Raw genomic sequence first — 13,764 nt, 5'->3', positions numbered from 1 at the left:
AAAAAGGGGCTTTATGCCCCTTTTTGTTTTTGCTGGACCTGGCTGATCAGCGCCCGGTTTTCAACTGCGTCCACAAGCGGTTTTGCAGGCGCATGATATCGGCCGGCAGTGGCTCCAGCAGGAATAGCTTGTTGATGAGCGCTGCTGGTGGGTAGATGGCCGGGTCGTTGGCAATCTCCGGTTTCACGAACTTGCGCGCTGCGGCATTGGCGGTGGGGTAGAACACGGTATTGGTGATGCCGGCATTCACTTGCGGGGTCTGCATGTAGTTGATCCATTGCAGGGCGGAATCGACATTCTTGGCCCCCTTGGGAATCACCATCACGTCAAACCACAGCGGGGCACCGGTTTTGGGAATGTAATAAGCCAGTTGATAAGGGCGTTTGGCCTCGGTCGCGCGCGTCTTGGCGATCACCACGTCACCCGAGTAGCCCAGCACCATGCAGATGTCGCCATTGGCCAGCTCGTTGATATAGCCGGAGGAGCTGAAGCGCTTGATATAGGGGCGGATCTTTTGCAGGGTCTGGAAGGCAGCCTGGTAGTCGGCCGGGTTGCGGCTGCTGGGAGACTTGCCCAGGTAGTGCAGGGTGGTGGCAAACACCGCCTTGGCATCGTCCAGCACCGAAATGCCGCAGCCTTTCAGTTTCGCCGCTTTTTGCGGGTTGAACAGATTGTCCCAGTCGTCCAGCGCGGTGTCCTTGCCCAATAGCGGCTGCACCTTGGTCAGGTTGTAGCCCAGGCCGTCGGTGCCGTAGGCCCAGGGTACGCCGTACAGATTGCCCGGGTCGGCGCCGGCTATCTTGGCCATCAGTGCCGGGTCCAGGTTGCGCAGATTGGGTAGCTTGCTCTTGTCCAGCTTCTGGAAGGCCCCGGCCTGGATTTGCTTGGCCATAAAGTCCGAGGTGGGGGTGACGATGTCGTAGCCGGAGCTGCCGGTCAGCAGCTTGGATTGCAGGGTTTCATTGCTGTCGTAGTTGTCGTAGCGCACCTTGATGCTGGTCTGTTTTTCAAAGCCGGGGATGGTGTCCTTGGCGATGTAGTCGGACCAGTTGTAGACATTCAGCACCCCGGCGGCGCTGGATGCCTGGCTGGCGGCGGCCAGCAGCAGGGCGGAGGCAAGCAGTTTTCTGGTTTTCATGGCTGTTTTCCTGAGCGGTTGAATACGTCGTCATGAAGGCCATTGGACTAGCTGCCAAGCGCTAGGTTTCCGCCACCGTGTTGCAACAGGTCGAATGGCCCTGAGGCGAGAAGTACAGGCATGAAAAAGCCCGGCAGTAGGCCAGGCAGGGACAGACAAGAAAACGGCTTCAGTCTTGCGGGTGGAAATATTGCAGGATGCTGGAAAAATCCAGCTGACCGTGACCGGCTGCTGCATGGCTTTCGTACAGATTGCGCGCCAGCGTGCCCAGCGGCGTGGCGGCATGGCTGTCCAGCGCGGTGGTTTCGGCCAGGCCCAGGTCTTTCAGCATCAGTGCGGTCATGAAACCACCGCTATAGCCACGGCTGGCTGGTGCGCTTTCCATCACCCCCGGCCACGGGTTGTATAGCTCCAGCGCCCAGTTGCGGCCAGAGCTTTTGCTCATGATGTCCGACAGGACTTTCGGGTCCAGCCCGTTTTTCACCCCCAGCGCCAGCGCTTCGGCAGTGCCCGCCATCAGAATGCCCAGCAGCATGTTGTTGCAGATTTTCGCCGTCTGGCCCGCGCCGTTGCCGCCAGCGTGGAAGATGTTCTTGCCCATAGCCTCCAGCAGCGGGCGTGCTTCGGCCAGGTCTGTCTCGGCTCCGCCAACGATGAAAGTGAGCGTGCCGGCAGCGGCCCCGGCAGTACCACCGGACACCGGCGCATCCAGCATGCGCAGGCCAGCTGCAGCGGCAGCATCGGCCACCTTGCGCGCATCGCTGGCGGCAATGGTGCTGCAGTCAATCACCAGCGTACCCTTGGGCAGGCTGGCAAATAGCCCTTGCTCGCCCAGATACAGCGCCTGTACATGCTTGCCGGCCGGCAGCATGGAAATCACCACGCTGGCCCCTTGCACGGCATCCAGCGCGCTGCTGGCGGCACGGGCACCGGCTGCTTGCAGCCTGGCCAGTGCCTCGGCTGATAAATCGAAAGCGGCAACGCTAAAACCCTTGGCCACCAGATTGAGCGCCATTGGCCCGCCCATATTGCCCAGGCCGATGAAGGCGATGTGTGTCATTGCGTCTCTCCTCTTTTCTTGTACTTAAGGCAGCGAGGCCAAAGGGTGCTGATCGGCCGGCCACGGTGCCACAAAGTGGTTGTCCACCCAGTCCTGCGGGATGTCGGCCAGTTGGCGGTAGTGCCATTGCGGCTGCCTGTCCTTGTCCACCAGCAGCGCGCGCACGCCTTCACGGAAGTCCGGTTTGTGGCAGAAGTTGAGCGACAGGATCAGCTCCATGCGCAGCGCTTCGGCCAGTGACAGATGGCGGGCGCGCTGGAAGATTTCCCAGGTCACGGCGGCGGACACCGGGCAGCCGTGGCAGAAGTTTTTCGCCGCACTGGCCAGCCAGTCGTTGTCGAACTGCTGCGTGCTCAGGCTGTCGGCCACGCTGGCCAGATCGCCCTGGGTCATCAGTTGATGGATGGTCAGCAGGTTGGGCAGCACATTGGATGGTGGCAGGCTGCTGCGCGCCGCTTGTTCCAGCTGGCTGAGCAGGGCGGAAACCTGGGCGTTTCGGGTGGCTGCATCGGCATCCCAGTATTGTTGTTGCAACTGCTCCAGCAGCTGCGGCCAGGCATCGCTGGCCAGCACGTGGTCGGCCAGATTGCAGATCAGCGCATCGTGCGCATTGAGCGGCGCGCCGGTCAGGCCGAGGAACAGGCCGACGCGGGCGGGCATGCGTTGCAGAAACCAGCTGCCGGCCACATCCGGATACAGGCCGATGGTGATTTCCGGCATGGCAATGCGGGTGGCGCTGGTGGCCACGCGGTGGCTGGCTCCGGCCATCAGCCCCAGCCCGCCACCCATCACGATGCCGTGACCCCATACGATGAGAGGCTTGGCATAGCAGTGGATGTGGTAGTCCAGCGTGTATTCTTCGCGGAAGAAGTCTAGCGCCTGCGGCTGTGGGTGGCTGTCGTCGCTCAGCAGCGCATCCCGTAGGGCGCGCACATCGCCACCGGCGCAGAAGGCTTTCTCCCCGGCACCGCGCAGCAGTACGGCGGCGATGTCCGGGTCGGCTTCCCAGCTGGCCAGCTGTGGCTGCAGCAGACGAATCATCTCCAGCGTCAGCGCGTTCAGCGACTTTTCGCTGTTGAGGGTGGCAATGCCGAGGCGCTTGCCATCGGCACAGCGGCATTCTTCAAACAACACGGCATCGTGCATGGCGGCTCCTGTCAGCGGTTGTGCCATTGCGGGCTGCGCTTGGCCAGAAAGGCCTGCACACCTTCCTGCTGGTCGGCGGTGTCGAACAGCTTGATGAACTGCTCACGCTCGTGAATCAGGTTATAGCCGGGCGGCTCGATGCGTGCGCGCTGTACCAGCTGCTTGCACACCTTGACCGAGGAGGGCGACTGGCGTGCCACTTTTTCCGCCAGCTTGAGCGCGGCTTCCAGCGCCTGGCCCTGGCCGACCACTTCTTCTACCAGGCCGATGCGCTCGGCGGTGTCGGCATCCACCCGCTCGCCACACAGAATCATGCGCTTGGCCCAGCCTTCGCCCACCAGCCACGGCAGCTGCTGGGTACCGCCGGCGCAGGGCAGCAGGCCGACCGCAGCTTCCGGCAGCGCCATTTGTGCCTGCACTTCGGCAATGCGGATGTCGCAGGCCAGCGCGCATTCCAGCCCGCCACCCATGGCATAGCCGTTGATGGCGGCAATGCTGACGCCGCGGAAGGCCGCCAGCGCCTCGAAGGCTTCGCCGAACAGCATGGTCATTTCGGTGGCCACCAGCTTGTTGCCGTCGGCAAACAGGTTGAGGTCGGCCCCGGCGGAAAAGAACTTGCTGCCGCTGCCGGTGATCACCAGTGCGTAGATGTTGTCGTCCGCGTTCAGGTCTGCCACCAATTGCTTGAGCGCGTTCAGGCTGGCGCGGTTCCAGGTATTGGCTGGCGGGTTGTCGATGGTGACCTGGGCGGTGTGGCCGATGAGGTTCACGTCCAGATGAGCGTAAGTATTCATGTGGCTGCCTTTGAATGTGGTTCAGTCTGTATTTGCTAATCGCGACCTCTACTCAGCGCGGTTAACAAAATAGCGTAGCGTGCCGGGTCTTAGCGCAGGTTTTCCAGCGCGCCGTCCTTCAGCAACTGTCGGGCGACGATCATGCGCATCACCTCGTTGGTGCCTTCCAGGATCTGGTGCACGCGGGCATCGCGTACATGGCGTTCCAGTGGGAAGTCCTTCAGATAGCCATAGCCGCCAAACAGCTGCAAGGCATTATTGGCGACATTGAATGACAGATCGGTGGCAAAGCGCTTGGCCATGGCGCAGTAGGCGCTGGCGTCGGTGCTGCCGCTGTCCAGCTTGAACGCTGCCAGACGTACCATCTGGCGGGCGGCTACCAGCTCGGTCAGCATGTCGGCTAGGCGGAATTGCACGGTCTGGAAGTCGGCCAGTGGCTGGCCAAACTGTTGCCGCTCCTGCACATAGCGCTGGGCGGCATTCAGTGCGGCCTGGGCGGTGCCAACCGCGCAGGTGGCGATATTGATGCGGCCGCCATCCAGCCCCTTCATGGCATAGGTAAAACCCATGCCTTCCTCGCCCAGCAGGTTGCCTGCCGGAATTTCGACATTGTCGAAAGTGATGGCGCGGGTAGGCTGGCTGTTCCAGCCCATTTTCTTTTCCTTCTTGCCGTACTGCACGCCGGGCGCATTGGCGGGCAGCACAAAGGCCGATACACCCTTGGGGCCGGGGCCGCCGGTACGGGCCATCACCACCAGCACATCGGTGCTGCCCGCGCCGGAGATGAACATCTTGCTGCCATTCAGCACATAGACTTCGCCCTGTTTGTCGGCGCGGGTCTTGAGCGAGGCCGCATCGGAGCCGGCACCCGGCTCGGTCAGGCAATAGCTGCCCAAGAGCTCGCCGCTGACCATGCGCGGCACCCATTCCCCGGCCAGCGTGGCGCTGCCGAAGCTGGCAATCATCCAGCTCACCATATTGTGGATGGTGAGATAGGCGGCGGTGGAGGTGCAGCCGGCGGCCAGTTCTTCAAACACGATGGCTGAATCCAGCCGCGACAGTCCCAGCCCACCGTAGCTTTCCGGGGTGTACAGGCCAAGAAAGCCCATGTCGCCGGCTTCGCGGATGGTATCCAGCGGAAAGGTTTCTTCCAGGTCCCATTCGGCGGCAAACGGTGCCAGACGGCTGACGGCAAAGTCGCGCGCGCTGTCTTGGAAGGCCAGTTGCTGTTCGTTGAGTGCAAAGTCCATGTCGGTTTCTCCTCTTGCAGCAGCCGGGCCGGTGGGGGAGAGCGGCCTGCTGCTGTCTTGTTTTATCTGACGTGAATCGGTCTGCCTTGATCAGCGCAACTCAGCGCAGCGAAATGGTGGTGTGCACCTTGCCGCTGCTGGCCTCGTCGTCGAACCAGCGGCTGGTGACGGTTTTGGTCTGGGTGTAAAACAGGATGACCTGCTTGCCGTAGGGGCCGAGGTCGCCCAGCTTGGAGCCGCGCGAGCCGGTAAAGCTGAACAGTGGCACCGGCACCGGAATCGGCACATTGATGCCGACCTGACCGACATCGATGTCTTCTTGGAAGCGCCGTGCCGCTGCCCCGCTCTGGGTGAAGATGGCGGTGCCGTTGCCATTGGGGTTGGCATTGATGATGGCAATGGCCTCTTCCAGCGTGTCCACGGCCAGCAGGCACAGCACCGGGCCGAAGATTTCCTGCTGATAGATGGCCATGTCGGTGCTAACGCCCGAGAAAATGCTGGGGCCGACAAAGTTGCCGTCCGGGTAGCCATCCACTTGCACTTCCCGGCCATCCAGCTCCAGCACCGCGCCTTCAGCCACGCCCTTGGCAATTAAGGTAGTCACCCGCTCACGGGCCGCGCAGGAAATCAGCGGGCCCAGGTCCGGATTGTCCTTGCCTGCGCCCACGCGCAGGGACTTGGCCTTGGCCACCAGGTCTGGAATCCAGTTGCGCGCTTCACCCACCAGCACCGCCACGCTCAGCGCCATGCAGCGCTGGCCTGCTGCGCCGAATGCCGCGCCGGTCAGCTGGTTCAGCGCCTGTTCCTTGTTGGCATCCGGCAGCACGATGGCGTGGTTCTTGGCTCCCATCATGCATTGCACACGTTTGCCGGCCAGGCTGGCGCGGTTGTAGACGTGGGTGCCGACGCGGCTGGAGCCGACAAAAGAGATGGCCTTGATATCCGGGTGGTCGCAAATGGCATTCACCACCGCTTCGCCGCCATGCACCACATTCAGTACCCCAGCCGGGATGCCAGCCTGCAAGGCCAGTTCCACCAGTCGCATGGTCACCATCGGGTCCTGTTCGGACGGTTTCAGTACAAAGGTATTGCCGGTGGAAATGGCCATCGGGAACATCCACAGCGGAATCATGGCCGGGAAGTTGAAGGGGGTGATGCCGGCACACACGCCCAGTGGCTGTTGCACGGTGTAAGTATCCACGCCTCCGGCCACGTTTTCGGCGTATTCACCCAGTTGCAGATTGCCAATGCTGGCGGCGTGTTCCACCACTTCCAGACCACGGAAGATATCGCCCTCGGCATCGGCCAGGGTTTTGCCCTGTTCTGCCGTCAGCAGGGAGGCCAGTTCCTTCATGTGCTCGCGGATCAGTTGCTGGTACTTGAGGAAAATCCGCGCGCGGCTGCCGATGGGGGTTTTCTTCCAGCTGGCGAAGGCTGTCTTGGCGCTGGCGACAGCGGCTTGCACTTCTTCTGCGGTGGCCATCGGCACCCGTGCCAGCACTTCTTGCGTGGCCGGGTTGATGATGTCGCGCCACTGTTGACTGTGCGATTCGACAAATTCACCGTTGATCAACAGCTTGACGCTGGGAACAGCCTGTTTCATCTGCAACTCTCCTGTGCTTGGCGGCGTGTGTGCCGTCTTGGTATGTCAGTCGTAGTGATAAAAACCCTTGCCGCTCTTGCGGCCCAGCTGCCCGGCCGCCACCAGCTGTACCAGCAGCGGGCAGGCGCGGTATTTGCTGTCACGAAACTCGGTATGCAGGATGTCCATGATGGACAGGCAGGTATCGAGGCCAATCAGGTCGGCCAGCGCTAGTGGGCCGATGGGGTGGTTCATGCCCAGCTTCATCACGGTGTCGATGTCTTCCGCCGTGGCCAGGTTTTCGAACAGGGCAAAGGCGGCTTCGTTGATCATCGGCATCAGGATGCGGTTGGAAACAAAGCCCGGGCCGTCTTTTACCGTCACCGGGGTTTTGCCCAGTGCCACCGCCAGCTCGAATACCTTCTGGTAGGTGTGGTCGGCGGTCTGGATGGCGCGGATGATTTCCACCAGCTGCATCAAGGGCACCGGGTTCATGAAATGCATGCCCACCACGCGTTCCGGCTGGGGCACCCAGGCGGCAATGCGGGTGAGCGAGATGGACGAGGTGTTGGTGGCCAGAATGGCATCCGGCCGCACCACGCTGCCCAGCTCGCGGAAGATGGACTCCTTGATCGCCGGGTTTTCGGTGGCGGCTTCCACCACCAGGTCGCGGTCGGCCAGCTCGGCCAGCAGGGTGGTGGGGTGGATGCGCGCCAGAATGCCGGCGATGTCCGCTTCGGCAATACTGCCTTTCTTGGCCATGCGCGCCAAGCTGTTGCGGATGGCGGCCAGCCCCTTGTGCAGGGCAGGTTCACTGACGTCGGCCAGTTTCACGTCAAAGCCATGCATGGCGAAAACCTGGGCAATGCCGTTGCCCATGGTGCCGGCACCGACGACGGCGATGTTGAGGATGCTCATCTGTGCTTCTCCTGCGTTGTTTTTATCACAATAACTTGACGTTTACGTCAACGTCAATCAACAATCAGCCATCAGGGAAGAGAAAGCAGGGCAGTGGCGCATTCCGCCCTTGTCCACGGCTTTATGCAGGGCCAAAACAACAACAGGGAAGCGGCAGATGGCCGAACATACTTTTAGCATCAGCGAGCTGGCGCGCGAATTTGATGTCACCACGCGCACCATCCGCTTTTACGAAGACCAGGGTTTGCTGGAACCGCAGCGGGCAGGGCAGCGCCGCATCTACAGCCGGCGCGACCGGGTGCGGCTGATGTTGATTTTGCGTGGCAAGCGCATCGGCCTGTCCTTGCTGGAAATCCGCGAGCTGTTTGATTTGTACGATGCCGCCAGCAACGACGAACCGCAGCTGCGCGAATTCATCCGCATCCTCAGCCGCAAGGAACAGCAATTGCAGGAACAACTGGATGACATCAGGGTGGTGCTGGGCGAGATCGGCCAGATCCGCAGCCAGTGCGAGAAGGCACTGGGCAAACAGGCATCTTGAAGACAGAAGACATTAGCCGGGCAAGCAAGCCTTTCAGGAAGGAAAACGCAGATGCAACAGCAAGAGTCGATTGTGATTGTGGGCATGGCCCGCACCGCCATGGGCGGTTTTCAGGGCATGTTTGCCGGGCAGAGCGCCAGCCAGCTGGGTGCTGCAGCCATTCGTACCGCGGTGGAGCGGGCGGGTGTGGCTGCCGAGGATGTCGAAGAAGTGATCATGGGCTGCGTGCTGCCCGCCGGCCAGGGTCAGGCCCCGGCCCGTCAGGCCGCGCTGGGCGCCGGCCTGCCGCTGGCCGCTGGCTGCACCACCATCAACAAGATGTGCGGCTCTGGCATGAAAGCCGCCATGCTGGCGCACGACCTGCTGCTGGCCGGTTCAGCCCGCGTGATGGTGGCTGGCGGTATGGAGAGCATGAGCAATTCGCCCTATCTGATTCCCAAGGCGCGCGGCGGCCTGCGACTGGGGCATGGCGAGATCAAGGACCACATGTTCCTGGACGGGCTGGAAGATGCCTACGACAAGGGCAAGCTGATGGGAGTGTTTGCCGAAAACTGTGCTGGTGAGTATGGTTTCAGCCGCGAGGCGCAGGACGCCTTTGCCATCGCCTCGCTCACTCGTGCACAGGAGGCGATTGCCGCTGGACGCTTCCGCGAGGAAATCACCCCGGTGGTGGTGACGGGAAAAACCGGCGAGCAGGCGCTGGATATCGACGAGCAGCCACTCAAGGCCCGCCTCGACAAGATTGCCAGCCTCAAGCCAGCGTTCAGCAAGGACGGCACGGTGACCGCAGCCAATTCCAGCTCCATTTCCGATGGTGCCGCTGCGCTGGTGTTGATGACCGAAAGTGAAGCCGAACGCCGTGGGCTCCAACCGCTGGCGCGGCTGCTGGCCCATGCCACCCATGCGCAGGAACCGGGGCTGTTTACCACTGCGCCGGTGGGGGCCATCCGCAAGCTGCTGGCCAAAACGGGCTGGACGGTGGGCGATGTCGACCTGTTCGAAATCAACGAAGCTTTTGCCGTGGTCACCATGGCGGCCATGCATGATCTGCAACTACCGCATGCCAAGGTGAATGTGCATGGTGGTGCCTGCGCGCTGGGCCACCCCATCGGCGCATCCGGAGCGCGGGTGATGGTGACGTTGCTGTCGGCTCTGCGTCAGCATAGTGGCAAGCGTGGTGTGGCCAGCCTGTGCATCGGTGGTGGCGAGGCCACGGCGGTGGCGCTTGAACTGCTATAAACCATCGGTACCGGAGAAAATAAAAAAGCGCCGTTCAGGCGCTTTTTTATTACATAGAGAGAGGACCCGGTGGATCAGACGTGCTGTTCCGGCTCAACGCAAGGCTGGTTGGCTGCCTCATCTTCTAGCGGGTAGTTTTCCGGGCGCAGCCAGTGCTGGAACAGGGTAAAGCCCACCGCCAGCAGGGTGGGGCCGATGAACAGGCCCAGCAGGCCCCAGGCCAGCAGGCCGCCGATCACCCCCATGAAAATGATGGACAGCGGCATTTGCGCGCCCTGGCTGATCAGCAGCGGCTTGAGCACGTTGTCGATGGTGTTGACCAGCAGGAAACCCCACACCAGCAGGAAGATGCCCAGCCCGGTCTGGCCGGTGTAGAACACCCACAGCGCAGCCGGCAGCCAGATCAGCAGCGTGGGCAGCTGGGCTACGGCCACGATGAAGCAGAGAAAGCCCAGTACCAGCGCACCGGGCACCCCGGCAATCAGCAGGCCGATCACGCACAGCACGGTCTGCGCCAGGGCGGTGCCCACCACGCCGGTGGTGACGCTGCGGATGGTGCGGGCGATGACTTCTGGCAGTTCGTCGGCGGTGGCACCGCCCAGCTTGCTGATAGCCAGTTCGGCCCCATCCCACAGCTTGTCGCCATTGATCAGCAACAGGCCGGCGATGACGATGGCCAGCACGATTTCCAGCATGCTGAGGCTGGCCGACGCGCCGCCTTCCAGCGCCCACAGCGCCGCCTTGTTGATGGCCGGGCGGATTTTTTCGATGAAGCCCGGCAGGTCGGCCTGCACGCTCAGCCAGAACTTGTGCAGGCTGTCGCCGGCCAGCGGCAGCGTGCTGACCCAGTTTGGCGCATCCGGCAGATGAAAGCTGGTGAGATCACGCGACATATTGGTGAGCTGCGGGATGGTATCGGCCAGCGTCAGCGCCATCAGCCCGATGGGAATGGCCAGGGTCAGTGACAGTCCACCGACAATCAGGATGGCGGCCAGCTTGGCGCGACCATTCAGGCGCAGGCGCAGGCGGGTAAACAGCGGCCAGGCTGAAATGGCGATGATGGCGGCCCAGGTCAGTGCTCCCAGAAAGGGCTGGATCACCTTGATGCAGGACAGGATGAGCAGGCCCATCACGGCGATGCGCAATACGGCCATCACACTGATGCTGGGGAAGGGCTTTTGGGTCATGGATGCGTCCGTTTGGCAGTGAAGGCAGCGTCTCTGGCTGCGCGAGCCAGATTGTAGCGGGAAAATCATGCAACCGGTATGACGGGCCGCCTGCAGTCAGCGTGCAGGCGGCGGGTGCGGCCCGGATTACAGGCGGGCGGTGAAGTCGGCTGCCGGAGTAAAGCCGATGATGCGATCGCGTTCCTGGCCCTTGCTGTCAAACAGGATGATGCCGGGTGGGCCAAACAGGCCAAAGCGTTTGAGCAGGGCCTGGTGGGCCGGCAGGTTGGCGGTGACATCGGCACGCAACAGCACATAGCCTTGCAGCTTGGCTGCCACCGCAGGGGCGGGGAAAGTGTCGCTTTCCATTTCCTTGCACGACACACACCAGTCGGCGTAGAAATCCAGCAATAGCGGTTTGCCCTGGGCGCGGGCCTCGGCCAGCGCGGCATCCAGGCTGGCGCTGTCATTGACCGGGCCAAAATGCATGGCCTGGCTGACGCCGGCCTGGGCCTTGTTGCCGGCCAACCATTTCAGCGGATAGCGCGGATCGGATTCGCCTGCCAGCGCACCGGCCAACTGGGCCGCACCCACCAGAAACAGCAGCAGCCCCAGTCCCTTGGCCAGCTTGTGGCTGATATGGGCATTGCCGGGCAGGGTTTCGAATGCCTTGAGAAACACCGCGCAGCCCACGCACAGCGCAGCCCACAGCAGCAGCACCAGGCTGGCCGGCAGGAAGGGGCTGGCCATCCAGATGGCGAGGCCCAGCATCAGCACGCCGAAACTGGCCTTGACTGCTTTCATCCAGCCGCCGGCACGCGGCAGCACATGGCCACCAAAGGTGCCGATCAGCAGCAAGGGCAGGCCCAGCCCCAGTGCCATGGCATACAGCGCCGCACCGCCCAGCACGGCATCGCCGGTACTGCCGATATAGCCCAGCGCCAGCGCCAGTGGCGGAGCGACACAGGGGCCGATGATCAGCGCGGACAGCACCCCCATGCCGAATACCGTGGCCAGCTTGCCGCCGGACAGGCGATTGGAGGCATCGGCCAGCCGCGACTGCAGTGCCGATGGCAACTGGATGGTGTACAGATCAAACATCGACAGCGCAAATACCACCATCAGCACGCTGGCTGTCAGGATGACTGCCGGCTGTTGCAGCCAGACGGTGAGTAGCGAGCCGGTCAGTCCGGCGATCACGCCAATGACGGTATAGCTGAGCGCCAGGCCCTGCACATAAGTCAGCGACAGCCAGAAGCCGCGCCGGCGGGTGATGTGCTGGCCTTCACCGGCAATCAGCGAGGAAACAATGGGTAGCAGCGGATACATGCAGGCAGTAAAGGCCATGCCGATACCAGCCAGCAGGAAGCTGCCCAGCGTGGCCAGCCAGCCTTTGGCTGCCAGATTGCCGCTGCTACCCGCCGGCTTTCCCGGCGTGGCAGCCGTTAGCCAGTCGCCACCATTCTGGGCGCTGCCATAGCTGTCGATATTCAGATGATGGGTATAGGGCGGGTAACACACGCCAGCGGTGGAGCAGCCTTGCAGTTTGACATTCAGCTGGAAGCGCGCCGGCGCGCCGGCAGTCAGCGGCAGCTTGATCAGCTGCTTGCCCAGGTAGATCACCTGCTTGCCGAAAAAGGGATCGTGTTTTTCCTTGCCCGCCGGCAGCTGCGGCAGACCGGTAAGGCTCGCCGGTTCGGTGCTGAAGGAGAGCCGGTCGCGGTAGACATAATAGTTGTCGGCCACAGTTAGTTGCAGCAGCAAGTGGTCGGCCTGGCGCTCCACACTGACGGCAAAGGCTTTTTCCGGAGGCAGCAGGTCTTCCTGGTTGATCGCCAGCGCTGGCAGGCTGCTGCCAAGCAGGCTTATCAGGGCTAGCAGGCGCAGCAAGGGAGAAAACAGGCGGAGCAGAGACTGGGGCATGGCGGCGTTCAGTTTGGTAGAGCAAGGGTTGACCAGCAGGCAGCTGCCGGGTTCCTGCCACCCTGCAGCAAGTTGCGCACACGGGCGGGGCAGCCGCCATTTTACGGTAGTATCGACCCACAACAACATAATATGGGCGAAACATCACATCATGCCGGACATCATTCATTTTGCGCATGCCAATAGTTTCCCGGCCACGGTCTATGGCAAGCTGCTTGGCGCGCTGGCTACCGACTACGAATTGGGCTGGCAGGATACCATCGGTCATGATCCGCGCTTTCCGGTCACCGATTGCTGGCCGTATCTGGTGGAGGAGCTCATCCAGCATGTCGGGCAGCATTATGCCACGCCGGTTATCGGCGTCGGCCATTCGCTGGGCGGTTTCCTGCTGTTTTACGCGGCGCTCAGGCGGCCGGAACTGTTCAAGGCCCTGGTGATTCTGGATTCGCCGCTGATGGGGCCGCGCCGTTCGCTGGGTATCTGGCTGGCCAAGAAACTGGGCTTTATCGACCGTGTCACGCCAGGTGGCAACACCCTGCGCCGGCGTGATAACTGGGCCAGCGTGGACATGGTGCAGGACTACTTTGCCCGCAAGCCGGCTTTCGCCCGGTTTGATCCGGACTGCCTGGCCGATTATGCCCGGCATGGCACGCTGGACAATGGCCAGGGTGGCCGTCAGCTGAAGTTTCGTCCGCAGATCGAACATCAGATCTACTGCGGCCTGCCGCATGATTTTCCGCGCCATCGTGGCCGGCTTGCGGTGCCGACGGCCTTTATTGCCGGGACACAATCCGATGTGGTGCGTGCGGCGGACATCCGCTTCATGCAGCAGCATTTCGCCATGCAGCTGCACCAGCAGCAAGGCAGCCACCTGTTTCCGCTGGAACATCCACTGCAAACCGCCGCAAGCATCCGCCATGCACTGACGCAGCTATTGCCTGTGGCCTGAAGCCTGCTACTGCATTGTTGCAGCACACAAAAATGAGCAGGCGGGCAGGGCAGATGTT

12 protein-coding genes are annotated in these 13,764 nt (G+C 62.3%); 3 read left to right on the top strand and 9 right to left on the bottom strand.

The annotated features are described in order from the left end of the window. Positions 1-46: 46 nt before the first annotated feature. From H2Z84_RS16970 to H2Z84_RS16940, 7 genes are all read right to left on the bottom strand, one after another. Positions 47-1,138: a polyamine ABC transporter substrate-binding protein gene (locus H2Z84_RS16970; RefSeq protein WP_181837002.1), complete on the bottom strand. Its 1,092-nt coding sequence runs from the start codon at positions 1,136-1,138 to the stop codon at positions 47-49. 169 nt (positions 1,139-1,307) lie between these two features. Continuing rightward, positions 1,308-2,198, bottom strand: coding sequence for a 3-hydroxyisobutyrate dehydrogenase (mmsB, locus tag H2Z84_RS16965; RefSeq protein WP_181837001.1), 891 nt, complete (start codon positions 2,196-2,198; stop codon positions 1,308-1,310). A gap of 24 nt (positions 2,199-2,222) precedes the next feature. After that, on the bottom strand, positions 2,223-3,371 hold the full coding sequence (locus H2Z84_RS16960) for an enoyl-CoA hydratase/isomerase family protein (protein ID WP_258869455.1): 1,149 nt from the start codon (positions 3,369-3,371) through the stop codon (positions 2,223-2,225). After that, positions 3,356-4,138: an enoyl-CoA hydratase gene (locus H2Z84_RS16955; protein WP_178972804.1), complete on the bottom strand. Its 783-nt coding sequence runs from the start codon at positions 4,136-4,138 to the stop codon at positions 3,356-3,358. The genes H2Z84_RS16960 and H2Z84_RS16955 overlap by 16 nt, the downstream gene beginning before the upstream one ends. Before the next feature lie 89 nt (positions 4,139-4,227). Further along, positions 4,228-5,388, bottom strand: coding sequence for an acyl-CoA dehydrogenase family protein (locus H2Z84_RS16950; protein WP_181837000.1), 1,161 nt, complete (start codon positions 5,386-5,388; stop codon positions 4,228-4,230). A 100-nt stretch (positions 5,389-5,488) separates the two neighbouring features. Next, positions 5,489-6,991, bottom strand: a complete 1,503-nt coding sequence (locus H2Z84_RS16945; RefSeq protein WP_181836999.1) for a CoA-acylating methylmalonate-semialdehyde dehydrogenase — start codon at positions 6,989-6,991, stop codon at positions 5,489-5,491. Positions 6,992-7,036: 45 nt separating this feature from the next. Next, positions 7,037-7,888, bottom strand: a complete 852-nt coding sequence (locus H2Z84_RS16940) for a 3-hydroxybutyryl-CoA dehydrogenase (protein WP_181836998.1) — start codon at positions 7,886-7,888, stop codon at positions 7,037-7,039. Positions 7,889-8,045: 157 nt separating this feature from the next. Here H2Z84_RS16940 and H2Z84_RS16935 point away from each other — a divergent pair, with 157 nt between their 5' ends. Then, positions 8,046-8,429 carry a MerR family transcriptional regulator gene (locus H2Z84_RS16935; RefSeq protein WP_181836997.1) on the top strand — a complete coding sequence of 128 codons (384 nt, stop codon included), beginning with the start codon at positions 8,046-8,048 and terminating at the stop codon, positions 8,427-8,429. A gap of 51 nt (positions 8,430-8,480) precedes the next feature. Beyond that, a complete protein-coding gene (locus H2Z84_RS16930) occupies positions 8,481-9,668 on the top strand; it encodes an acetyl-CoA C-acyltransferase (protein ID WP_181836996.1) in 1,188 nt (395 codons plus the stop codon). 74 nt (positions 9,669-9,742) lie between these two features. Here the strand turns inward: H2Z84_RS16930 and H2Z84_RS16925 are convergent, their stop codons facing one another. Together H2Z84_RS16925 and dsbD are read right to left on the bottom strand one after the other, a co-directional pair. Continuing rightward, on the bottom strand, positions 9,743-10,855 hold the full coding sequence (locus tag H2Z84_RS16925; protein WP_181836995.1) for an AI-2E family transporter: 1,113 nt from the start codon (positions 10,853-10,855) through the stop codon (positions 9,743-9,745). A 126-nt stretch (positions 10,856-10,981) separates the two neighbouring features. After that, positions 10,982-12,757 (bottom strand): protein-disulfide reductase DsbD, encoded by a 1,776-nt coding sequence (dsbD, locus tag H2Z84_RS16920; protein ID WP_181836994.1) that lies wholly within the window; start codon positions 12,755-12,757, stop codon positions 10,982-10,984. Positions 12,758-12,908: 151 nt separating this feature from the next. On the opposite strand from dsbD, the gene H2Z84_RS16915 reads away from it, so the two are divergent. Next, positions 12,909-13,706, top strand: coding sequence for an alpha/beta fold hydrolase (locus tag H2Z84_RS16915; RefSeq protein WP_181836993.1), 798 nt, complete (start codon positions 12,909-12,911; stop codon positions 13,704-13,706). Positions 13,707-13,764: the final 58 nt, after the last annotated feature.

Source organism: Aquitalea aquatica, assembly GCF_013911085.1.
GTDB lineage: Bacteria > Pseudomonadota > Gammaproteobacteria > Burkholderiales > Chromobacteriaceae > Aquitalea > Aquitalea aquatica.
This window is presented reverse-complemented; position numbering and strand designations above follow the sequence as displayed.